Below are 24,769 nucleotides of genomic sequence, written 5' to 3'. Positions count from 1 at the left end.
ATTAAAATGTTGCAAAAGACAGTTTGGGCCTTTTCGTTGGCCTTTGTATGTTGTGTGGCGTCGGCTCAGGTCACAGTGAAAGGACGTGTGCTGGATGCCGAGACAGGAGAGCCTTTGGCGGGTGTTAATGTTCGCGCGGATCATAGTTTGAAAGGCGGAACGACAAATGCGAAAGGAGAGTTTACGGTGAAAGACTTGCCCGCCGGCAAGCAAACGTTGCGAATTACCCATGTGGGCTACGAACCGCTTCGCTATTCCACTTCCAGGAGCGCGGCGAATGTCGTGCTCCGAATGACGGAGAGCCATAACAACCTCGGTCAGGTAGTCGTTACCGGAACCGGAACGCACCGGCGAATGGCGGACAATCCCATTCCGGTGAATGTAATCACTGCAAAAGATATTCGCGACGCCAATATCGGGACGTTGGAGGAGGCTTTGACCAAACTGACTTCTTCGTTTTCTTTTTCCACCAGCGGCATGGGGACGGAGATGCTCATCAACGGCTTGAACAGCAACTATATATTGATTTTAGTGAACGGCCGGAAGATGATTGGCGACGACGCGTTGATGCGGGTGGATATGGCCAATGTAAAGCGGATAGAGATACTGAACGGTTCGGCATCCGCCTTGTATGGCAGCGATGCCATCGGGGGTGTTGTCAACATTATTACCGACGACAGCAGAAATTCCGTCGACGCTTCGAGTACGACACGGGTAAGCAACCACGGACGCTTCACCGAATCGGTGAATCTTGATGTGAATGCCGGAAAGTTTTCTTCATATACCTCCTATCGGCGGCAGCAGTCTGAGGGCTGGCAACTGAATCCGATGGCGGAAACGGTAAACAAGAAAACTAAGGAGACGGAACTGAAACCTACCGACAAACAGGCTTTTACGGGATTCTATGCCAATACTATGAGCCAGCACTTCTCTTTTGCGCCGAACAACCGCACGACTTTGTACGCTCAAGGCTCGTATTATAACTTCCTGACGAAGCGTCCGGTAAGCGAATATAAGTACAACCTTTATCATACCAACTATACGTACGGATTCGGAATGAAGTATATGGTGAATAAGCGGGCATATATCGACGCTGACTTTTATTCGGACAACTATAAATCTTCTTATGACTATATAAAGGAAGACAAAGAGTTTAAGGTAGGCGATAAGGAAACGCGCAAAGAAGTGACGCTTTACCGGGGAAATATCAAAAGCATCGTGAAGCTGAACGAATGGAACAAGCTGTCCGCCGGGTTGGAATATCTGGACGAGAAGTTGACGAGCGAGTCGGATAAGGTGTCTGATAAAACCCTTTATACGTTGGCATTGTACGCACAAGACGAATGGAAGATTACCAAAGGCCTCGAAGCGGTTATCGGCATGCGATACATCTACAACGAAACGTTCGGCGACCATTTTACGCCCACCGCTTCTTTGATGTATAAGGAAGGAGCGTTCCGTACCCGGTTCTCTTTTGCGACAGGCTTCCGCACTCCGGCACTTTCGCAGATATACGGAACGAACTATTCGAAGAAAGAGAATCGCTACACCATCGGCAACCTGGAACTCGATCCCGAAGAGAGCAAAAACTTCACTTTAAACATGGAATATACAAAGGCATGGTTCTCAGCCTCTCTGACAGGTTACCTCAATAATGTGAAGAATATGCTCTGGTATCTTCCGATAAGCGATGAAGAGGCTGCGAAGTACGGAACATTCGACGCGCCCGTGCAGCAACGCGCCAACCTTCATAAAGTGCGCGTCAAAGGGGCGAATGTGAATGTTAACGCTTATCTCGGTTTGGGATTCAATGTCGGCGCCGGATATTCGCTCATAGACGGAAAGAACCTGATTACGGGGAAAAGGCTCGACAAGAGCATCAAATATGCGGGCAATGTGAATGCCCAATGGGCTAAGAACTGGGGATTGTACGGACTGAACATCAATATGGTAGGGCGCGGACAGGGACAGAGATATTCCGAGACGTACGATTATCATTCTTCCGGTTTTATGCTGTGGGACCTGAACACCGGTCATACGTTCAACCTGAAGTATCTCATACTCAACGCAGGGTTGGGGGTGGAAAACTTGTTCGATTGGCGAGACGACCGTCCTTGGAATTCAAGTAAGCCTTATGCTACAGTTACACCGGGCAGGGCTTTTTATGCCAGCCTGACTGTTCGATTCAGAAAATAAAAATGACATGACACATCGATCGGTTTATATTGTCTCTTTGGGGCCGGGGGATCCGAGACTGATTGCTTTGCATGGCGCGGATGTACTGCGTCGTGCAGACATCGTTTTCTGTCCGGAAACCAAAGCCGGCTCCCGTTCTGCGGATTTCCTGAAGAAGCTGGGCGTGAACGAAAGCCGCATCCGTTGTTATCAGCTTCCTATGAACAAGGAACGCGCTCAGGCTTACGCCGCGTACGACCGTCTTTTCGAAGAGGTCGTTTCGCGTTACTCTCAAGGGGAGTGCGTGGCTGTGGTGGCCGAAGGAGATGCCGGTTTCTATTCTTCTACGCGTTATCTGTCCGGCAAGCTGAAAAACGCCGCGATTCCCGTTGTCCGGATTGCCGGCATCCCGGCTTTTATCGCAGCGGCGGCATCTGTCGGCTTGCCGTTGACGGAGCAGGAAGAACGGCTGACGGTCTATCCGGGGAGAATAGATGCGGAAATGCTTCGCCGCGTGGAGTCGGGCGGCGAAGTGGCTGTGGTGATGAAGTTGTCGCAATGCGAGCCCGAACTCAAACGATTGCTCCGGTCGGGCGAGAATTCAATGTGGCACTACTTTGAGAATGTCGGTTCGCATGAAGAGTTTTACACCTGCGACAAAGAACAAATCGCAAAGAGAACATTTCCTTATTTCTCTTTACTCATAATAAAAAGCGTATGATGAAACCGGTTCTGACAATTGTAACGGGATGTTTCCTTTTGCTGTGCGGAAGGAGTGAAGCGTGTGCGCAACAACATGTGACTCTTCGGGATTCTCTGCCCGAGGTTGTGGTGACAGGCACGGGAACGGAGCACTATCTGAAAGACGCGCCCGTGCAGACGGAAGTGATCAGCCGGAAGATGCTCGACCAATATGCGGGGCGAAGCCTCGAAGAAATGTTAGGAGGCTTGTGCGCCTCGCTCAGATTCAGCCCGGGTGACATGGGGAGCAATATCCAGCTGAACGGGATGACGAACGATTATATCCTCATTCTGCTGAACGGTAAACGAATCAACGGAGACATTGGCGGACAGAACGACTTGAGTATGATTAACCCCGATAACATCGAGCGCATCGAGATCGTAAAAGGTGCCTCATCGTCTCTTTATGGGAGTGATGCCATTGCGGGGGTGATTAATATCATTACAAAGAAAAACCGCGATCCGTTCAGTGTTACCAACCGGACACGGGTTGGTTGTTACGGCGATCTCTCGCAGAGTAATACAATCGGACTTAAGCATGGCAAGCTGAATTCCACAACATCTGTCAACCTGAAGCATACCGACGGATGGAGAAACACCGACAAGGAATGGTTTCATTACGATTTGCTTGACGGGAGTGTCTCGAAAACCGTGAGTCGGTCTACCCATTACACGCTGGCGGAAGAATTGGCTTACAAGCTTAATGAGAGGATTTCTTTATCGGCTTCCGCCTCTTTCTACCAGAAGTGGATCAAGCGTTCGTTCGGCCCGTATCAATACAATCGTTACGACTATCATTACCGCAATCAGAGTTATGCTGCGGGAGCGAAGTATCAATGGGGAAACAGAGATTATCTGACCTTTGATTTGTCTTATGACCGCTATAACTACTATTTCGATTATACCCAGACGGAAACGACCAGTCTTTTCGATCAAAGCACACCGCCTCAACGGCTCATCTATTATCCGGGAATGAGAATCTTGCAAACCTCGCAGCGTAAGGTGCTGGGGCTTGCCAAGGGCGTGTTTTACTTGGGGGAGAAGAACATCCTGAATGCGGGTATCGAATATATGTGGGATAAACTGGTGGCTCCCATAAGGATGGCAAAGGGCGAAGCGTCGGTATATACTCTTTCGGCTTATGTGCAGGATGAGTGGACGGTTGTCCCCGACTTTGTACTCACCGGGGGGATGAGGCTTGTTCACCACAAGGAGTTCGGGCAGGAACTGACTCCGAAAATTGCGGCTATGTATAAGTGGCGTAATTTGAATTTCCGCGCAACTTACTCTCTGGGGTTCAAAGCGCCTACCGTTAAAGAGCTTTATTACGACTATATGACGGCTATTATGGGTACTAAATTGAAAGCTTATTACGGGAATACCGCACTGAACCCCCAAACTTCTCATTATTATTCCGCCGGTGTAGAATATAAAGGAAAGAAACTGAGCGCTTCGGTAACGGGATATTACAACAGGCTTCGGAATATGATTGAGCTGACGGTGATTCCCACATCGCCCGAAGACAAACTTCTTGAGGTGGAGGAGACGTTGCAATACAACAATTTGTCGAAAGCCCGGTCTGCCGGTGCGGATATTACGTTCGACTATCAACTTCTGCCTGCTCTCGCCATTGGCGGCAGCTATAGCTACGTAGATGCGAAAGCTCAATACGCAGCCGATATAAAGAGTCAGGAGTATATGAAGTATCTGCCCGTCAACGCGACGGCTTATCACAATGCTACGTGGAAAGCGTTGTGGACTCACGCTTGGAAGAGGTATAAGCTCGGAGTAGGCTTGTTCGGCAGCTATCGTTCCACCAAATACTATATTACGAACGGTAATGGAAGTCCTTATCAGCTGTGGAGACTGAATACTTCACACTCTCTTCTTCGTTTCAAGAAGTGGACGGCGGATTTCAACGCGGGCATAGACAACCTGTTCAACTATATCGACGATACTCCGTTTGGCAGAAACAGGGGAACGACAAATCCCGGAAGAACTTATTATCTGTCTTGCTCTCTTAAATTCACGAATAAAAATAAATAAACGTATAACCTGTAAAATTATGTGATTATGAAAAGGAAACATTTTTTGTTGGCGGCCTGCATGCTCGTTTGCGGAGCACTATGTTTGTCTTCTTGCGGTGATGACGACGGAAAAGGGAGCACTTCGAACCCGGTTGAATCCGTTGTTATGGAATCTAAAAAGTCTGATACGGCCATTCTTCTTTGCACTTTCGGAAGCACGTTCGAAGAGTCTATCAAAACTTACGATGCGATTATAAAAGATTATAAGACGACTTTCCCAAACACGGATGTTTATCTTTCGTTCACTTCGCACACTTGTGTCAACCGTGTGAAGGCAGCCACGAAAATAGACCGCTATCAGCCCGATTTATGGTTGAGGGCATTAGGTAAAGCGGGCTATAAGAGAGTAGCCGTTCAGTCGCTCCATGTGATTCCGGGAGAAGAGTATCTGAGCTTGATGAATACCTACGTGAAGAAGGAGTTTATGATCAGCCGCTACCCCAAGGTGAAGGTGCTGAAAAGCGAGAATCTGCTTTCCGAAGACGATGACTCGGAAAAAGTTGCAAAGGTTCTGTATGATGCTTATAAAAAACAACTCGACGACAAGAAGAACATTGTTCTTTTCATGGGACACGGAAATCCGGATAAAAGCTATGCTCCCGCCAATACCAAATATACGGATTTGGAAAAAGAGATGCATGAGCTGGCTGCCAACAAGAATGTCTTTGTCGGTACGGTAGACTACGGAGATATGCTCTTCTTCCCCGAAGTGGAGGAAGGCGACAATGCTCCTGAAGATGAAAAGGTGCCCGATACTTATATCTATAAGAAACTGAAAAACTATTGCAGTAAAAACAACTTGCAGCCTTCGGATATAACCATCTATCTTGCTTCGGTTATGTCTATAGCCGGCGATCATGCTCACAACGATATGTGGGGGCTTGAAGATGACGATAAGAAGGTGGGCGAAGCTACTCCTTACTCTGAATTTAGCTGGAGGCTGAAATTGCAGAAGATGGGATTCAAAATCGACATGACGGAGAGCCATCACGGCGAAACGGGCAAGTGCACCATCAAAGGTTTGGGTGACTATCCGGCCATTCGCGCCATCTGGCTGGATCATCTGAAGAAGAAATACAATGACGAAGGAGCTTGGGAAACAGGTGAGGATTATCAATAAACGGATGAGGATTATCAGTAAATATGAGGAATTTGAAGCTTATTCTGTTTTTGTACTTGTTTGCTTTTATCCCTTCTTGTATGGCGCAGACCGTTGAAAGAGAAAAGGCGATTCATCCCGGCGGTGACGGCGAACCGGCTGTCATCGCTGCCGAAATAAAGGCAGTGAAGCGTCACGACAAAGCCCTCCTGCTGGTTACTTTCGGCAGCAGTTGGGATGCCCCTCACCGGACGTACCGCCGGATGAAAGAGCAGTTTGCGCAAGCCTTCCCCGATATGGATGTGTATCTCTCTTTCACCTCCGGCATTTGCCGGAAGCGTTGCGCGGCGAATGGGAAGGGAGCTTTCCACGACCCCGAACATTGGTTGCAAGCTTTCGCGAAGGCGGGCTACCGGACGGTGGGCGTGCAGTCGCTTCATCTGATACCCGGAAAGGAATACCACGATGTGGAGCGAACCGTCGATGCTTTCCGGAAGGAACCGGCCGCTTCGTCCCGGCAAATGGAGATTGCTTTGGCGGGCCCGTTGCTGAAGACCCGTGACGACGTGAACCGTGTGGCGGAACTTTTGCACGCAAGATTCCGCAGCGAAGTGGAGGCGGGCAGTGTGGTGGTGCTGATGGGACACGGCAAACCCGAGAAGTACACGGTGGGCGACGGCAATTTCCGCTATACGATGATGGAAGAATCGTTGCAGAAGATGCACCCGAATTACTTTGTCGGTACGGTGGATATGGAAGGCAATCTGGTGGAAGACATGATCCGTCGTATGCAGCATGGAGGCCATCGTTCGGGACGCGTCATTTGCTACCCGCTTCTTTCCGTAGCCGGCGACCATGCCAACAACGATATGTGCGGTGGCGAGGGTGAAGAAGCCGAAGAAGGAAGTTGGCGTTACGAACTGACGCGCGCCGGATACGCTTGTCCGTTGGCTAACTGCCTGATCGAGGGATTGGCAGACCGCCGGGAGATTGTCGGCCATTGGATCGGACAGATGAGAAAAGCTCTGGCATCGCTTCGCAAATAAGGGAAGATGAGGCTGCTACAAGCAATACGCCGGATTAGGCAGATTGCATAAAGAGGTATATTGAACTGCATTTTTTGAAATATCCACGAAATAAAGTAAGTATCGCTATGATAGATAAATAATTCTATCCATAGCGATACTCTCTTAAACGATATTCATAGTACAGCAAGCCAATATAAAAGAGATAATCATTGTTCTCATAATCAACAGCCTTTAGATAGTTTTTGTAAAGAAGTAAAATTCTGAACTCCTGATTTACTATAATCAAAAAGATTGGTAGGATATGCGCCCATAGCTTCGATAGCATTTTTTGTTGTGTACACTTGGGCCAGTAAGGTTTCATCTGTACTGTTAGGCTGGAGGGCCCCTTTAGCGTCAATCATATCTTCTAAATCAGCAATAGCCATCCCAACATCTGTCTTCGTATATTGCTCTTCCCACTTACTACCTCGATATTCCGGTAATTTCTTCACATATTGAAACTGTGCATACCGTGCTTCGATCTCCTTGTTTATCAGCGAAGCCTTATACGAGCCTTCCGTTTCCTGATAAGCCTGAAAGGCGTGCATCATCTCGTGAAACAATTGGTTGCTTTCCATATCGGTAGTGAGTTTGATACCTGCCGTATTACTATCGAAGAAAAAGCTTGAACCTTCTTTGGGAGGGACGAACTGAATAGTCAGGGTTTTCCCTTCAATAATTGCTTCAACCCATTGTACAGATTGCCTCCTACGCAGTCTTTTTCTATTTTCTCTATCATCTTCTCCAGCTTCTTCCAGTTCGTTTCGGTCATCTTACTGTTTCTGAAAATGGAAGATGCTTTGGGAGCAGCAGTGGATGGAGAGAAACCGCTACTGCTGCCTCCACCGCCATGGCCGCCTCCATGCCCCGTCCCTGCATTACCGTCCACATTAATGCTGCCGGAACCGCCACACTCCTCTTCCATTACTCTCTGAAGGCTGATCCAAATACGGGTATGTTTGCAGCTAATACCTTTAAACTCTTCCATGCCGGGGTATCCCGCATATGCGGCCCTGCAATCATAATAATGATCGCCCCACACCCGTGTTTCGGCAGGCGGGTCCTTAAAGATCAAGCCTGAGGCATTGTCTGGGCCAAACACATCGTAACTCTTGACGTCGAATACTCCGATCTGATCGGTATCGGCCATGCCCTCTGCATTGCGACTGATGGGAGCGTAGTGCAGGATACCATTTTCCGAGTAAAAGAACCAGATGGTTTCGATAGACTTGCCAAAACGTTCATGGAGCAGCGGCACGAAGTAGCACACTTGTCCGTCTTCTATGAGCACGTCGGCATAATCCCACAATGGTTTACCGTACACTTCACAGAACTCGCTCATAAAGGAAGTTTCTTGTTCTACCGCCCATAATGCATTGACAACCGGCTTCAATCGTTCGTCGGAGCATCGGAAAAGAGCAGATGCGCCGGGTTCCGGATGGCCATCCTCCTTTATACAAGCCGCCATCCCCGAGAGTAATAACACATACAATAACAGTTGTTTTCTCATACTATATATTATTAAAGTCTGTATATGTATTAAAGCAAGTAGAACAAATCCATGCACCCGTGTGGATTAGAGTCCGGTGAGCGAACTTATTTTGTGCTCCAATTTAATAAATTCTTTTTGTTTTTTTTGTATTTACGTCCCTGAAAAGAATCTTTGTTTTGTTTTTATTAACAGTTGGGGAGGGATTGCAACTTCTGCCGATGCAGAAGGATAACTATGCTTATCTGATTTTAAAACTGTCCGCATGAACAAGATGTGCCGGACATTCACCTTGATGGTGTGCTGTGTCTTCGCTTCGCCGGCTTTGTTATGTTTTCTGTGATTACTTGAGTCGTGAAAGGAACTATATGGTAATATGCGCCACAGCTTAGCATGGACAATCCCTATGATGAAATGTTTATGCTCAATCGCCCTATCGTTCCATTTTATTGGCTATCGATATTTATTGTACATATTCATGTTGATCTTTAAAGAAATGAAGCGCCTGTGAAAAAGCAATGTATGTTTCGGAAAGTTTCCCACTGGGGAAACAAAAGTTTCCCGCTTGGGAAAATAAAGTTTCCCCAGTGGGAAACTAAAGTTTCAATAGTGGGAAACTAAACGAAACAAATATGCTGTTCGCCCACTCCTGATAATGCACCCTTCGCTTGCTCCCGATAGGCGTCGGCCATTTCCCGATTGCGGAGCAAAAGGCGGAGCGTATCTCGAAATAATTCGGCAATGTTTTTTGATATTTGAAAGATTAGCACTAATTTTGCACCCTCGTTTGAGTATAGAACAAAGTATAAATCAAATAAATAATTGTCAGAATGAACGTTTCATTACAAAACATTGACAAAGTAAGCGCAGAGCTTACTGTAAAACTTGAGAAAGCCGATTATCAGGAGAAGGTGGACAAATCATTGAAGTCGCTCCGCCAGAAGGCTCAAATGCCGGGATTCCGTAAAGGAATGGTTCCGATGAGCCTGGTGAAGAAGATGTACGGCAAGTCGGTGATTGCGGAAGAAGTAAACAAAGTGTTGCAGGAAGCCATCTACGGTTATATCAGAGAAAACAAAATCAACATTCTGGGCGAACCTCTGCCCAACGAAGAAAAGCAGAAACTCATAGATTTCGATACGATGGATGCTTTCGAATTCGTGTTCGACATCGCTCTGGCACCCGAATTCAAGGCTGAGGTAAACGCAAAGGACAAGGTGGCTTACTATACCATCGAAGCCTCTGAAGAGATGATCGAAAATCAGGTGAAGATGTACACCCAGCGCACCGGAAAATACGAACAGGTAGACGCTTACCGCGAAGGCGATATGCTGAAAGGCCTGCTTGCTCAGCTCGACGACGAAGGAAATACGAAAGAAGCCGGCATTCAGGTGGAAGGCGCCGTGTTGATGCCTTCTTACATGAAGAACGACGAACAGAAAGCCATCTTTGCCGATGCGAAGGTGAACGACGTGCTGGTGTTCAACCCCAACGTGGCTTACGACGGGCATGCAGCCGAACTGGGATCGCTGCTGAAGATCGACAAGGAAATAGCCAAAGACGTGAAATCCAACTTCAGCTATCAGGTAGAAGAAGTGACTCGTTTCGTTCCGGGCGAGCTGACTCAGGAAGTGTTTGATCAGGCTTTCGGCGAAGGGGTGGTAAAGACGGAAGAAGAGTTCCGCGCTAAAATCAAAGAGGAAATCGAAGGCCGGTTTACCGCCGACAGCGATTATAAATTCCTGTTCGATGTTCGCAAACTGCTGACGGATAAGATCGGGAAACTTGAATTCCCCGATGCCTTGTTGAAGCGCATCATGCTGATGAACAACGAAGAGAAAGGCGAAGAGTTCGTGGCTGAAAACTACGACAAGAGTATCGAAGAGCTGACTTGGCATCTCATTAAAGAGCAGTTGGTAGAAGCTAACGATATCAAGGTGGAGCAAGACGACGTGCTGAAGATGGCTAAAGAAACCACCAAGGCGCAATTTGCCCAATACGGAATGCTTTCCGTTCCCGATGACCTGCTCGACAACTATGCGCAGGAGATGCTGAAGAAAAAAGAAACGGTAAACAATCTGGTAAACCGCGCGGTAGAGGCGAAGCTGGCCGCTGCCTTGAAGTCGCAGGTGAAACTGCAAAACAAAACCGTTTCGATCGAAGAGTTCAACAAAATGTTCGAATAAGCCCGCCGGTTTGCTCGAAACATAACGTGATACGAAAACACAGAGTTTTTATACAATTATAACTCTGTGTTTTTTTGTGTCTCTGTGTTCTTTTTTGTTTCTTTGCATTCACAATTCTGCGAATCCATGTTTTCGCAAGCTTCCGTTGCACGGTTGTGGCAATCGGCAGGTCGGGCTTCGCCCGTTTATCAAGAGGTTTTATTATTTAAATAAAGAAAGGATTTACAATATGGATGATTTTAGAAAATATGCCACCAAGCATCTCGGCATGAATGGCATGGTGTTCGACGACGTTATCAGATCGCAAGCCGGATATTTGAATCCCTATATTCTCGAAGAAAGACAATTGAACGTGACGCAGCTCGACGTATTCTCGCGCTTGATGATGGACCGCATCATTTTTCTGGGCACGCCGATAGACGACTACACGGCCAACACGCTTCAGGCACAGTTGCTTTATCTGGATTCGGTAGATCAGGGCAAAGACATATCGATTTATATTAATTCTCCGGGCGGAAGCGTGTATGCCGGACTGGGTATCTACGATACCATGCAGTTCATCTCCAGCAACGTAGCCACCATCTGTACCGGAATGGCGGCTTCGATGGCGGCTGTCCTCCTTGTGGCGGGCACCGAAGGAAAGCGTTCGGCGTTGCCTCATTCGCGCGTGATGATCCATCAGCCGATGGGAGGAGCGCAAGGACAGGCGTCGGATATCGAGATTACCGCCCGTGAGATTCAGAAAACGAAGAAAGAACTTTATACCATTATTGCCGAACATTCGCATACCGACTTCGATAAGGTATGGGCGGACTCCGACCGCGACTATTGGATGACTGCTCAGGAAGCCAAAGACTACGGTATGGTTGATGAAGTATTGATTAAGAAGTAAAAATGGCTGATTCAAAAACAAGAAAAAAATGCAGTTTTTGTGGGCGTTCAGAGAATGAGGTCGGTTTTCTCATCACAGGGATAAACGGCTACATCTGCGACAGTTGCGCCACACAAGCTTACGAAATTACTCAGGAAGCTACGGGGGGAGCGGCAAGCAAAGCGGGAGCTAAGCAATTGAGCTTAAAAGAACTGCCCAAACCGATAGAGATAAAGAACTTTCTCGATCAATATGTCATCGGTCAGGACGACGCGAAGCGTTTCCTTGCCGTGTCGGTCTATAACCACTATAAGCGCCTGCTGCAGAAAGACAATGGCGATGATGTGGAAATCGAGAAATCGAATATCATTATGGTGGGAAGCACCGGAACGGGAAAAACATTGCTGGCACGAACCATTGCCAAATTACTCCACGTCCCGTTCACGATTGTCGACGCTACGGTGTTGACGGAAGCCGGGTATGTGGGAGAAGATATCGAAAGCATTCTGACCCGCCTGTTGCAGGTGGCCGACTATAATGTGCCCGAAGCGGAGCGGGGAATCGTATTCATCGATGAAATCGATAAAATCGCTCGTAAGGGGGATAATCCTTCCATCACCCGCGACGTGAGCGGCGAAGGCGTTCAGCAAGGACTGCTGAAACTGCTCGAAGGATCGGTGGTGAACGTACCTCCTCAGGGAGGGCGGAAACACCCTGATCAGAAGATGATTCCGGTAAACACCAAAAACATCCTTTTCATCTGCGGCGGAGCTTTCGACGGCATCGAGAAGAAGATAGCCCAACGGTTGAATACGCATGTGGTGGGTTATACCGCTTCGCGCAGCACCGCCATGATAGATAGAACCAACATGATGCAGTATATTGCGCCGCAAGATTTGAAGTCGTTCGGCTTGATACCCGAAATTATCGGACGGTTGCCCGTGCTTACTTATCTTAACCCTTTGGATCGCGATGCGTTACGCTCTATCCTCACCGAACCGAAAAACTCGATCATCAAACAGTATATGAAACTGTTTGAAATGGATAATATTAAACTTTCGTTCGAAGATTCGGTGTTCGAATATATTGTCGACAAGGCTGTGGAGTATAAGTTGGGAGCCCGCGGATTGCGCTCTATCGTCGAAACAATCATGATGGATGTCATGTTTGAAATACCGTCGGAGGGTAGGAAAGAATATGAAGTGACATTGGATTATGCTAAACATCAGCTCGAAAAAGCAAATTTGGCAAGACTTCAAAACGCTTAAAATCAGAAGGTAATGGGTTTTGTCGATGATCGCTTTCGTTTTTCCTGAAAATATTAGTTGCCTTTTATTTGAATATTACGAAGTTGTTTATAACTTTGTTTAGGCTCTTTTGCGAAAAAGAACTTTCTTTTTTTAAACTGAAACAGGCAATTGAATAAAAGCATCTATGTAAAATGGCAAGGAAGACTAACTTAACAGAAGAACTGAAGAAGCATTTCGGATTTGATAAATTCAAGGGAAATCAGGAAGCGATTGTGAAGAACCTGCTCGCCGGAAACGATACATTCGTATTGATGCCTACGGGAGGAGGAAAGTCTCTTTGCTATCAGCTCCCCTCGCTGTTGATGGAAGGTACGGCTATCGTCATCTCTCCGTTGATTGCGCTCATGAAAAATCAGGTGGACGCGATGCGCAATTTCAGTGAAGAGGACGGAGTGGCCCATTTCATCAACTCTTCGCTGAATAAGGGCGCTATTGATCAGGTGAAGTCCGATATCCTTGCCGGAAAGACGAAACTGCTCTATGTAGCTCCCGAATCGTTGACAAAAGACGAGTACGTGGAATTCCTGCATTCGGTGAAGATTTCGTTTTATGCCATTGATGAAGCACACTGCATTTCGGAATGGGGGCATGACTTCCGTCCCGAGTACCGGCGGATACGTCCCATCATCAATGAGATCGGGAAGGCGCCTGTGATTGCGCTTACCGCTACCGCCACGCCCAAGGTGCAACACGATATTCAAAAGAATCTGGGCATTACGGAGGCACAGGTTTTCAAGTCTTCTTTCAACCGTCCGAACCTTTATTATGAGGTTCGTGCCAAGACAAGCAATATCGACAAGGATATTATCAAGTTTATCCGGAACAATCCCGAGAAATCGGGCATTATCTATTGTCTTAGCCGGAAAAAAGTGGAAGAACTGGCTGAAATTCTTCAGGCTAACGGTATTGATGCGCGCGCTTATCATGCGGGGATGGATTCTTCCACACGCACACAAAATCAAGATGACTTCCTGATGGAAAAGGTCGATGTTATCGTGGCAACCATCGCTTTCGGCATGGGAATCGATAAACCGGATGTAAGATTTGTGATCCACTATGATATTCCGAAAAGTTTGGAGGGATATTATCAGGAGACCGGACGTGCGGGCAGAGACGGTGGCGAAGGTCAGTGCGTAACCTTCTATACAAACAAAGACCTGCAGAAACTCGAAAAGTTCATGCAGGGAAAACCTGTAGCAGAGCAGGAAATAGGCAAGCAGCTTCTGTTGGAAACAGCCGCTTATGCCGAATCTTCCGTATGCCGTCGCAGATCATTGCTGCACTATTTCGGTGAAGAATATGCGGAAGATAATTGTGGTAATTGTGACAACTGTTTAAACCCTAAAAAACAAGTGGAGGCTCAAGAGTTATTATGTTCCGTGATTGAAACGATTGTTGCGGTAAAAGAAAATTTCAAAGCAGATTATATTATAGACATATTGCAAGGTAGAGAGACATCAGAGGTGCAAGCCCATCTGCACGAAGACCTGGAAGTCTTTGGATCAGGTATGGGCGAAGAAGATAAAATATGGAATGCCGTTATTCGTCAAGCGCTTATTGCCGGCTATCTGAGCAAGGATGTGGAAAACTACGGCCTTCTCAAAGTAACGCCCGCAGGGCAGAAGTTCTTGAAAAAACCGGTCTCTTTCAAAATAACCGAAGACAATGATTTTGAAGAGGCGGAAGAAGAAACTCCGGCACGCAGTGGAGGCTCTTGTGCCGTAGATCCGGTGCTTTATTCCATGTTGAAAGATTTGAGAAAGAAGCTGTCCAAGAAACTCGAAGTTCCTCCTTATGTCATTTTTCAGGATCCATCTCTCGAAGCGATGGCGACTATCTATCCGATTACGCAGGATGAACTGCAGAATATTCCCGGCGTGGGTGCCGGAAAGGCGAAACGGTATGGAGAGGAGTTCTGCAAATTGATCAAACGTCATTGTGAAGAGAATGAAATAGAGCGTCCGGAGGATTTGCGTGTGCGTACAGTTGCCAATAAATCGAAGATGAAAGTGTCTATCATTCAGGCGATCGACCGTAAGGTAGCTTTAGACGATATCGCGCTTTCCAAAGGAATAGAGTTCGGCGAATTGTTGGATGAGGTAGAGGCTATCGTTTATTCCGGCACTAAATTGAATATCGATTATTTCCTTGAGGAGATTATGGATGAAGACCATATGCTCGATATATACGATTACTTTAAAGAATCTACCACAGACAAAATCTACGATGCGCTTGAAGAGTTGGGCGACGAATTTACCGAAGAGGAAGTTCGTCTGGTGCGCATCAAGTTTATCTCTGAAATGGCTAATTAAAAAAAGCGAAAAAATAAGGCGTGCAAATGTGCGGTGTTGAATAAAAACCGTATATTTGCACGCAATAATTTTTAAACGCATAGCCCTATGTCTTTTATTGCTGATAAGATTGTAATGGATGGGTTGACTTACGATGACGTATTGTTGATCCCCGCTTATTCTGAAGTTCTGCCGCGCACTGTCGATCTCACGACAAAGTTCTCAAAAAACATCGAGTTGAAAATTCCTTTTGTTACGGCTGCCATGGATACGGTTACTGAAGCGAAAATGGCTATTGCCATTGCTCGTGAAGGAGGAATCGGCGTGATTCATAAAAATATGTCTGTTGAAGAGCAAGCCAGACAGGTTGCCATCGTCAAGCGTGCCGAGAACGGAATGATTTATGATCCCGTGACTATAAAACTGGGCTCTACTGTTCAAGATGCTTTGGAGCTAATGGCCGAATATAAAATCGGCGGTATTCCGGTAGTGGATGCTGAAGGTTATTTGGCAGGAATTGTCACCAATAGAGATTTGCGTTTCGAGAAAGAAATGGGCAAACGTATTGATGACGTAATGACTCCCAAGGAACGGTTGGTTACTACCAATCAGTCTACCGATCTGGAGTCGGCTGCCCAGATATTGCAGGAGCATAAAATTGAGAAACTGCCGATCGTAGGTAAAGACGGCAAACTCATCGGGCTTGTTACTTATAAGGATATTACGAAAGCCAAAGATAAGCCGATGGCTTGCAAAGATTCCAAGGGGCGCTTGCGTGTAGCCGCCGGCGTAGGCGTGACTGATGATACGTTCGATCGCATGCAGGCTTTGGTCGATGCGGGTGTCGACGCTATTGTCATTGATACTGCCCATGGACATTCGATGTTTGTGATCGAGAAATTGAAAGAAGCGAAGAAACGTTTTCCGGGTATCGATATTGTAGTCGGGAACATTGCTACCGGAGAGGCTGCGAAAGCATTGGCCGAAGCCGGAGCCGATGCGGTGAAAGTGGGTATCGGACCGGGATCTATCTGCACCACTCGTGTAGTTGCCGGTGTGGGAGTGCCTCAGCTTTCTGCCGTGTACGAAGTGGCGAAAGCATTGAAGGGCACCGGAGTTCCTTTGATTGCTGATGGGGGGTTGCGTTATTCGGGCGATGTCGTGAAAGCATTGGCAGCCGGAGGGTGTTCTGTAATGATCGGTTCGCTGGTTGCTGGCACTGAAGAGTCGCCGGGCGATACGATTATCTTCAATGGACGTAAGTTCAAATCGTATCGTGGCATGGGGTCATTGGAAGCGATGGAGAATGGCTCGAAAGATCGCTACTTCCAAGGAGGAACGAATGATGTGAAGAAGTTGGTTCCCGAAGGCATCGCTGCCCGTGTTCCTTATAAAGGTACATTGTATGAAGTGATTTATCAGCTGACCGGCGGCTTGCGTGCCGGTATGGGTTATTGCGGGGCTGCCGATATAGAGAAACTGCACGACGCGAAGTTTACTCGCATCACCAATGCCGGAGTCATGGAGAGTCATCCGCACGATGTGACAATCACGAGCGAATCTCCTAATTACAGCCGTCCGGAATAATCGGATAAAAGGAAAATTTGTAAGCGGTGAACGTTGAACGGGCTGTGCTCAATGGCAGCGAAGTGCTCGTGGTTCACCGTTTTTGTTTCAAATACAGCAGAGTTATGAAAAGAGCTTTCCTTTTAGGGTGTGTTTGCCTGTTCGGAGTAGCCTGTTTTTCTCAGAATGATCCCGTATTGATGCGCATCAATGGCCGGGAATTTACCCGTTCCCGGTTCGAATATGGCTTTAAACATTATTCCGCACATGCAGGAGTAAGATTGTCGGTCAAGGAGTATGCAGATATTTTTATTGCTTCTCAGCTGAAAGTCAAAGCTGCTGAAGCACAAGGAATCGATACTGTTTTTGATTTTCGTAAGCAACGGGAATCGTACCGGGCGAGTCTGTTGGGATTCCATTTGTTGGGGCGCAATTTTCTGGATGACGGCACACATGAGATGTATCGGAATATAACGAAGCATGCTCTTAGCGAGCAAGTAAAAGTCATACAGATTTGTAAATATCTGCCTCAGGCCGCGACATCCCGTCATTTGCATATGGAACAAGTGCGCATGGATTCTATAGCCGAACAAATAAAGAGGAATACGAATATTGCATTTGAGAATTTAGTGGAGCGATTTTCGGATGATAAACGCACAAGATGGATCGGGCGTTTGCAAGAAACTTCGGAATTCGAAAAGGTGGCTTTTTCTTTAAATAAAGGAGAAACTTCACATCCTTTCTTTACCCCTGAGGGAATTCATTTAGTAAAAGTTGTCGACCGGAAAGGAACTCCGGAGTATAAGGATGTATATGCTTGGCTGGTGGAGCGTCTGATGCGTAGTCAAAAGGGGGAGGAAAGAATACTGTCGAGAGCTGAAGAATTGAAATCTGAAAATGGATTTGTACGGAACCCGGAAGGTATTGGTGAACTTCTGATAAAGGGAAAAACAGAGAAGGAATTGTTTGCTATCGATGGTCGGTCTTATACCGGTCGGATGTTTCAGAAATTTGCTTCTTCCCGTCCGCAGTCTGTCAAACGCCAATTGCAAAGTTTTATCTGCAAATCATTGCTGGATGATGAAAAACGGCGAATGACCGAGAAATATCCCGAAATGCGCTATGTCTTGCAAGAATATGCCGACAGCTTGCTGATCGGCGAAGTAACTCGCAGAGTTATAGATGAACCGGCAATGAATGATCGGGCAGGGCTGGCTACTTATTTTAAATTCCACTCTTCGCATTATCGGTGGGACGCTCCTCGCTATAAAGGGGCGGTGTTGCATTGCACAGATAAAAGGACAGCCAAACGCGCAAAGAGAGTATTGAAAAAAACGCCATTTGAAGAGTGGACAGCCTTGCTTCAACAGACTTTTAATGCGAATGGTACGGAACAGATAAAGATAGAGCAAGGAACTTTTTCCGAAGGAGATAATAAATATGTAGACAAGTTGGTTTTCAGGAAAGGAGATTTTGCCTCTATCGCGTCGCATCCTTTTACTGTAGTTGTGGGCGAGAAGAAAAAAGGGCCGGACGATTACCGTGAAGTAATAGATTCGGTTCGGAAAGATTACCGTATTTTTCTTCTTGCATCATGGGAGCGGGAACTGAGAACTGCGGCTAAGGTTGAAATTAACCAAGAGGTTTTAAAAACAGTTAATAAAGACTGATGTAACCGATTATTACATTATCTTCGTATCCTGAAACAAAGAAGATTACGGTTGAAAATGCGAACGACACTTCTCCTGCTGGTAACCCTTTTTTGCTGTATGGCGTGTAAAGAACAATACGACCATAAAGGGAAAACTCCTTTGGTAGAAGTGGAGGGGAATTTTCTGTACAAGGAAGATTTGATGTCAGTGCTTCCGGTTGGTTTATCAAGAGACGATAGCATTCTTTTTACCGAACACTACGTTCATGGTTGGGTGAAAGATGTATTGTTGTACGAAAAAGCACAAGATAATATTCCGGCCGATATGGAAGTGGAAAAACTCGTGGAAAATTACCGGAAAGCTTTAGTCGTGCATGCTTATCAGCAGGAATTGATTCACCAGAAGCTGACAAAGGATATTCCGGAGCAAGAGATCGCAGACTACTTTGAAAAGAATAGGGCTTTGTTCAAATTGGAATATCCGATCATCAAAGGTTTGTTTGTCAAGGTGCCGTTGACCTCTCCTCAGTTGAATCAGGTGCGTCAGTGGTATAAGGCACGGAAGCAGGAAGCGGTGGAGCATCTGGAGAAATACAGTTTGCGGAATGCTGTAAAGTATGAGTACTTCTATGATAAATGGGTTTCGTTGGCAGATATACTGAATATGCTTCCATTGAGAACCGAAGATCCTGAGAGCTTTGTGAAGAATAACCGCCATATTGAGCTGAAAGATTCGGCCTACTTTTACTTTCTGGATGTGAACGATTACCGCGCAGCAGGTGAGGAAAAACCGTATGAACAAGCCCGTGCGGATATAAAGGATTTGCTGGTTAATCAGAAGCAGGCGGAGTTTATGGAGCGGATGAAGGACGATTTGTATCGGCAGGCCGTAGATAAAAAGAGAATTATATATAATTATTAAATACGAAAAATGAAGAAGTTTCTGAACTTTAGATTCGTTGTAGCCTTTGTTTTTGCTTCGGTAGCCGGTAGCACGGCTTATGCGCAGGACAATGTGATTGATGAGGTCGTTTGGGTAGTAGGCGACGAAGCCATTTTGAAATCCGATGTGGAAGAGGTGCGTCTGGACGCTTTATATAAAGGGCGCAGATTTAATGGCGATCCGTATTGCATCATCCCTGAGGAGATTGCCGTGCAGAAGTTGTTTTTGCATCAGGCGAAGTTGGACAGTATCGAAGTTTCTGAAGGAGATGTTATCCGTCAGGTAGATCAGATGACAAATTGGTATATTCAGGAGATCGGTTCGAGAGAAAAAGTGGAAGAGTATTTCAATAAGACAAGTACACAGATTCGGGAAATGTTGCGTGAGAATGCACGTGACGGGCTCACTGTGCAAAGAATGCAACAGAAGCTCGTGGGTGATGTCAAAGTGACTCCTGCTGAAGTTCGCCGTTTTTTTAAAGATCTTCCTCAAGACAGTATTCCTTACATTCCTACTCAGGTAGAGGTGCAGATTATCACTTTGCAGCCTAAAATCCCGGTTTCGGAGATTGAAGAAGTAAAAAGAAGATTACGCGATTATACTGATCGTGTGATGAAAGGTGAGATTGATTTCTCTACCTTGGCACGTTTGTATTCCGAAGATAAGGGATCTGCTTTGAAAGGTGGTGAAACCGGATTTATGGGACGCGGTATGATGGACCCGGCTTATGCGAATGTGGCTTTTAGTTTGCAAGATCCTCAAAAAGTTTCTAAGATTGTGGAGTCGGAATTCGGTTATCACATTATTCAATTGATAGAAAAGAGAGGCGACCGTGTGAATACCCGACATATTCTGCTTCGTCCGAAAGTGTCGGAAAAAGAATTAACGGAAACTTGTGCCCGTCTGGATTCAATAGCCGATGATATCCGTAATAGCAAATTCACTTTCGATGAGGCTGCTGCTGTAATCTCACATGACAAGGATACGAGAAATAATCACGGCATTATGGTGAATACCAATATGAATACGGGAGTGACTACTTCCAGATTCGAAATGCAGGATTTACCTCAGGACATAGCGAAGGTAGTCGACAGGATGAATGTCGGAGAGGTATCGAAGGCCTTTCCGATGATTAATGAGAAAGACGGAAAAGAAGTCTGTGCGATTGTAAAACTGAAGGAGAAAATAAACGGTCATAAAGCGACCATAGCAGAAGATTATCAGGAGCTGAAAGCGATTGTTATGGAGAAGCGGAGAGAAGAAATACTGCATAAGTGGATTCTGAATAAACAGAAAAGTACGTATGTGCGTATTAACGAGAACTGGCAAAAGTGCGATTTCAAGTATCCGGGGTGGATGAAAAGAGACTGATCCTTAACAGCTTGATTTTATATGCTGAGAAAAAAGAAGAAAACATTACAACACGACAGGCATAGATGGCTCTTCATTGGCTTTCTATGCCTGTTTGGCGTATGCATTGCAGCACAAGACATTAATAAGAAACCGGAAAAGAAGAAAACCAAAGTATACCTGCTTCATGCCGATGAAGGTCAGGCCGACAAACTTGCCCGTCCGGATGTACAATTGTTGATCGGTAATGTAAAGCTTCGTCATGATAGTATGTACATGTATTGCGACAGTGCGCTGATCTTCGAGAAAACCAATTCTGTCGAGGCTTTCAGCAATGTACGTATGGAACAAGGCGATACGCTGTTTTTATACGGAGATTATCTCTATTATGATGGAATCACGCAGATTGCCCAACTTCGTGAGAATGTGAAGCTGGTCAACCGGAATACCACCTTGTTGACGGACAGCCTCAATTACGACCGGCTATACAATCTCGGTTATTATTTCGAAGGTGGAAGTCTGATGGACGAGGAGAATGTGTTGACTTCGGATTGGGGAGAATACAGCCCGTCTACCAAGATCGCCGTATTCAACCATGATGTAAAACTGGTCAATCCTAAATTTATATTGACTTCCGATACGCTGAAATATAATACGGTTTCGAAAATAGCCACTATCTTGGGACCTTCGGACATAGTGAACGAAGATAATCACATTTATTCGGAGCGAGGGTTTTATAATACCGCTACGGAACAGGCGGAGCTGCTCGATCGCTCTGTGCTTACGAATCAGGGAAGGAAATTGAGTGGAGACAGTCTTTTTTACGACCGGAAACTGGGATATGGTGAGGCATTCGACCGAGTGCAGATGAACGACACTGTCAATAAAAGCATGCTGACCGGAGATTATTGCTTTTACAATGAGCTTACGGATTCGGCCTTTGCAACGAGGCGTGCGGTAGCTATCGATTATTCTCAGGGAGACAGTCTTTATATGCATGCGGATACGCTCATGATGGTTTCTTATCATTTGAATACCGACTCGTTGTATCGCTTGATGAAAGCATTTCATAAAGTACGGATGTACCGCACAGATATACAGGGAGTCTGCGATTCTTTGGTGTATAATTCCAAAGACTCCTGCCTGACCATGTATCGCGATCCTATTCTTTGGAATGAGAATCAGCAGCTGTTGGGCGAGGAGATTAAGATATATATGAACGACAGTACGATAGACTGGGCGCATATCATCAATCAAGCGTTCACGGTGGAAATGAAAGACTCTGTTCATTACAACCAAGTGTCTGGGAAAGAGATGAAAGCCTATTTTGAGAACAGGGACATGCGCCGAGTGGAGGTAATCGGAAATGTACTGATCGGCTTTTATCCCGAAGAAAAAGACAGTACGATGGTTGGCTTCAATTCGGGAGAAGGGAGTCTGCTTCATATCTATATGAAAGATAGAAAGATGCAGCAGGCGAAAATGATTGGAAAGTCGAACGGAGTGATGTATCCGTTAGACCAGATACCGGAGGATAAGTTGCGGCTGCCTGCCTTTGCCTGGTTCGACTATGTGCGCCCGCTGAACAAGGAAGATATTTTCAATTGGCGGGGAAAACGTGCCGGAGAAACTCTGAAGTCTACGACAGAGCGGAGGCCGAAGACGGATAAACGGAATTTAATTAATATGAAGTAAAATATGGGAATGTTTTTCAACTCGATGAGGAAACCCCGTAGATTCAACCACAAGTATATCTACGTGGATGAGCGGAAGGAAAAGCTTGCCGAAATGGAGGAAAAGGCTAAGCGGGATTTGGGAATGCTTCCTGAAAAAGAAATTAAACCGGAAGACATTCGCGGTAAATTTGTAGAGGGAACTACACACCTGAAGCGGAGGAAGGAGAGCGGGCGTAAACCTGTTTCTCTTGGAATCATATTGATTATCATTGCCTTGCTCTTGTATCTGTGGCATTATCTACAGACAGGGAGCTGGTCTTTTTAGCTTTTTATTATGAGTGATATCATACATTTATTGCCTGATTCGGTTGCCAATCAGATTGCTGCCGGTGAGGTGATACAACGTCCGGCATCTGTGATTAAGGAGTTGGTGGAAAACGCCATCGATGCAGATGCCCAAAATATACATGTGCTGGTGACCGATGCGGGTAAGACCGGGATTCAGGTAATCGACGACGGGAAAGGTATGTCTGAAACCGATGCCCGCTTGTCTTTCGAGCGTCATGCCACTTCCAAAATAAAAGAGGCGGCAGATTTGTTTGCTTTGCGTACGATGGGGTTTCGCGGCGAAGCGCTGGCTTCTATTGCCGCTGTGGCTCAGGTGGAGCTGAAGACCCGTCCGGAGTCTGAAGAATTGGGTACCAGGTTGGTGATTGCCGGTTCGAAAGTGGAGATTCAGGAGGCTGTTTCGTGTGCGAAAGGGAGTAACTTCTCGGTGAAAAACCTGTTCTTTAATGTGCCTGCCCGTCGCAAATTCCTGAAAGCGAACTCTACGGAGCTGAGTAATATCCTGGCGGAGTTTGAGCGGATTGCTCTGGTACATCCGGAGGTCGCTTTTTCGCTTTACAGCAACGATTCCGAACTATTTAATCTTCCGGTTTCCTCTTTGAGGCAGCGTATCTTGTCTGTGTTCGGTAAAAAGCTGAACCAGCAATTGTTGAACGTAGAGGTGGAGACTACCCTGATTAAGATTTCAGGATATGTGGCAAAGCCTGAATCCGCTCGTAAGAAAGGAGCGCATCAGTACTTTTTCGTCAATGGCCGATACATGCGCCATCCTTATTTCCACAGGGCAGTGATGGAAGCGTACGACCAATTGATTCCTTCTGGCGAACAGATCTCTTACTTCATTTACTTTGAAGTCGACCCTGCGAATATCGATGTGAACATCCATCCTACAAAAACTGAAATAAAATTTGAAAACGAACAGGCTATCTGGCAGATTCTTTCAGCGGCAGTAAAAGAGTCGTTGGGTAAATTCAGTGCGATTCCTTCCATCGATTTCGATACGGAAGACATGCCTGACATTCCTGTGTTTGAACAAAGTTTACCGCCGGAACCTCCGAAGGTACACTACGATTCGGACTTTAATCCTTTTAAGTCTTCAAGCCCGGGATTCGGAGAAGGCTCTTATAGTCGTTCCAAAGTAGATTGGGAAGATTTGTACGGAGGGCTGACCAAAGCCAGCAGAATGAATGAATTACAACCTGAACCGGATTCGGAATGGGAAGAGCCTTCGGTAGGAGAAGGGACGATGGAACAGCTCGGAATACAGGCTGTTTCTGCCGCTTCATCGGTTTCGGCTTCTCTGTATACCAATGAGCCGATGACGGAGAAAGGGAATCAGCATTTACAGTTTAAAGGTAGGTTTGTTCTGATCGCTGTGAAATCGGGACTAATGCTGATCGACCAGCATCGGGCGCATGTTCGTGTGCTTTTCGATCGTTATATGGCACAAATCAGCCGTAAGCAGGGAGTTTCCCAAGGGGTTCTTTTTCCGGAGATGTTGCAATTGCCTGCTTCAGAAGCGGCAGTGTTGGAAGGTATCATCGACGATTTGTCGGCTGTGGGATTCGATTTGAGCAATCTGGGAGGCGGTAGCTATGCTATCAACGGTGTACCTGCCGGAATTGAAGGATTGAATCCGGTGGAGTTGGTGCGCAGCATGCTTCATACAGCCATGGAGAAAGGCAGTGATGTGAAAGAGGAAGTGCAAAGTATTTTGGCTTTGACGTTGGCACGCGCAGCGGCAATTGTTTACGGGCAGGTGTTGAGCAACGAAGAGATGAGAACTTTGGTCGACAGCCTGTTTGCTTGTCCTTCGCCCAATTATACTCCGGATGGGAAAATTGTGCTTACTACCATCAAGGAAGAAGATATCGAACGATTATTTAAGTAGAACATTATAACACAAAAAGACATGAAAA

General features: G+C 46.3%; 18 protein-coding genes. 16 read left to right on the top strand and 2 right to left on the bottom strand.

The genetic code is table 11. The annotated features are described in order from the left end of the window. Positions 1 to 6: 6 nt before the first annotated feature. The 5 genes from GGR07_RS08460 (at position 7) to GGR07_RS08440 (ending at position 7,148) form a co-directional block, all read left to right on the top strand. Entirely contained in the window at positions 7 to 2,196 is a 2,190-nt protein-coding gene (locus tag GGR07_RS08460) for a TonB-dependent receptor (RefSeq protein ID WP_034543351.1), read from the top strand. A gap of 7 nt (positions 2,197 to 2,203) precedes the next feature. Next, complete coding sequence (locus tag GGR07_RS08455; RefSeq protein WP_021645318.1) at positions 2,204 to 2,896, top strand: precorrin-2 C(20)-methyltransferase; 693 nt, start codon at positions 2,204 to 2,206, stop codon at positions 2,894 to 2,896. Beyond that, a complete protein-coding gene (locus GGR07_RS08450; protein ID WP_021645317.1) occupies positions 2,893 to 4,962 on the top strand; it encodes a TonB-dependent receptor plug domain-containing protein in 2,070 nt (689 codons plus the stop codon). Before GGR07_RS08455 ends, GGR07_RS08450 begins: the two co-directional genes overlap by 4 nt. A gap of 27 nt (positions 4,963 to 4,989) precedes the next feature. Next, a complete protein-coding gene (locus tag GGR07_RS08445; RefSeq protein WP_021645316.1) occupies positions 4,990 to 6,123 on the top strand; it encodes a sirohydrochlorin cobaltochelatase in 1,134 nt (377 codons plus the stop codon). Positions 6,124 to 6,203: 80 nt separating this feature from the next. After that, on the top strand, positions 6,204 to 7,148 hold the full coding sequence (locus GGR07_RS08440) for a sirohydrochlorin cobaltochelatase (protein WP_172545173.1): 945 nt from the start codon (positions 6,204 to 6,206) through the stop codon (positions 7,146 to 7,148). Between the two features lie 203 nt (positions 7,149 to 7,351). Here the strand turns inward: GGR07_RS08440 and GGR07_RS08435 are convergent, their stop codons facing one another. Both GGR07_RS08435 and GGR07_RS08430 read right to left on the bottom strand, forming a co-directional pair. Further along, a complete protein-coding gene (locus GGR07_RS08435; RefSeq protein ID WP_021645314.1) occupies positions 7,352 to 7,747 on the bottom strand; it encodes a hypothetical protein in 396 nt (131 codons plus the stop codon). An 80-nt stretch (positions 7,748 to 7,827) separates the two neighbouring features. Then, positions 7,828 to 8,679 carry a hypothetical protein gene (locus GGR07_RS08430; RefSeq protein WP_147298127.1) on the bottom strand — a complete coding sequence of 284 codons (852 nt, stop codon included), beginning with the start codon at positions 8,677 to 8,679 and terminating at the stop codon, positions 7,828 to 7,830. A gap of 809 nt (positions 8,680 to 9,488) precedes the next feature. Here GGR07_RS08430 and tig point away from each other — a divergent pair. From tig to mutL, 11 genes are all read left to right on the top strand, one after another. After that, positions 9,489 to 10,844 (top strand): trigger factor, encoded by a 1,356-nt coding sequence (gene tig, locus GGR07_RS08425; RefSeq protein ID WP_021645310.1) that lies wholly within the window; start codon positions 9,489 to 9,491, stop codon positions 10,842 to 10,844. Positions 10,845 to 11,073: 229 nt separating this feature from the next. Further along, complete coding sequence (gene clpP / locus GGR07_RS08420) at positions 11,074 to 11,736, top strand: ATP-dependent Clp endopeptidase proteolytic subunit ClpP (RefSeq protein ID WP_021645309.1); 663 nt, start codon at positions 11,074 to 11,076, stop codon at positions 11,734 to 11,736. A 2-nt stretch (positions 11,737 to 11,738) separates the two neighbouring features. After that, positions 11,739 to 12,983 carry an ATP-dependent Clp protease ATP-binding subunit ClpX gene (gene clpX / locus GGR07_RS08415; RefSeq protein WP_021645308.1) on the top strand — a complete coding sequence of 415 codons (1,245 nt, stop codon included), beginning with the start codon at positions 11,739 to 11,741 and terminating at the stop codon, positions 12,981 to 12,983. A gap of 173 nt (positions 12,984 to 13,156) precedes the next feature. Then, the gene (gene recQ, locus GGR07_RS08410) at positions 13,157 to 15,337 is read left to right on the top strand and encodes a DNA helicase RecQ (RefSeq protein ID WP_021645307.1); all 2,181 of its coding nucleotides are present in this window, start codon (positions 13,157 to 13,159) and stop codon (positions 15,335 to 15,337) included. An 87-nt stretch (positions 15,338 to 15,424) separates the two neighbouring features. Next, positions 15,425 to 16,903 carry an IMP dehydrogenase gene (gene guaB / locus GGR07_RS08405; RefSeq protein ID WP_021645306.1) on the top strand — a complete coding sequence of 493 codons (1,479 nt, stop codon included), beginning with the start codon at positions 15,425 to 15,427 and terminating at the stop codon, positions 16,901 to 16,903. Positions 16,904 to 17,007: 104 nt separating this feature from the next. Then, positions 17,008 to 18,552, top strand: coding sequence for a peptidylprolyl isomerase (locus GGR07_RS08400; protein ID WP_021645305.1), 1,545 nt, complete (start codon positions 17,008 to 17,010; stop codon positions 18,550 to 18,552). A 57-nt stretch (positions 18,553 to 18,609) separates the two neighbouring features. Then, positions 18,610 to 19,455 carry a hypothetical protein gene (locus GGR07_RS08395; protein ID WP_034543347.1) on the top strand — a complete coding sequence of 282 codons (846 nt, stop codon included), beginning with the start codon at positions 18,610 to 18,612 and terminating at the stop codon, positions 19,453 to 19,455. Positions 19,456 to 19,464: 9 nt separating this feature from the next. Continuing rightward, entirely contained in the window at positions 19,465 to 20,847 is a 1,383-nt protein-coding gene (locus GGR07_RS08390) for a peptidylprolyl isomerase (RefSeq protein ID WP_021645303.1), read from the top strand. A 21-nt stretch (positions 20,848 to 20,868) separates the two neighbouring features. Next, positions 20,869 to 22,521, top strand: coding sequence for an OstA-like protein (locus tag GGR07_RS08385; RefSeq protein WP_021645302.1), 1,653 nt, complete (start codon positions 20,869 to 20,871; stop codon positions 22,519 to 22,521). Between the two features lie 3 nt (positions 22,522 to 22,524). Beyond that, positions 22,525 to 22,827 (top strand): hypothetical protein, encoded by a 303-nt coding sequence (locus tag GGR07_RS08380; RefSeq protein WP_021645301.1) that lies wholly within the window; start codon positions 22,525 to 22,527, stop codon positions 22,825 to 22,827. 9 nt (positions 22,828 to 22,836) lie between these two features. Further along, entirely contained in the window at positions 22,837 to 24,741 is a 1,905-nt protein-coding gene (gene mutL / locus GGR07_RS08375; RefSeq protein WP_021645300.1) for a DNA mismatch repair endonuclease MutL, read from the top strand. Positions 24,742 to 24,769: the final 28 nt, after the last annotated feature.

Origin of the sequence: Bacteroides pyogenes, assembly GCF_014196225.1 — a bacterium.
Lineage (GTDB): Bacteria > Bacteroidota > Bacteroidia > Bacteroidales > Bacteroidaceae > Bacteroides > Bacteroides pyogenes_A.
The sequence above is the reverse complement of the archived record's forward strand: the minus strand, read 5'-3'. Positions and strand labels throughout refer to the sequence as shown.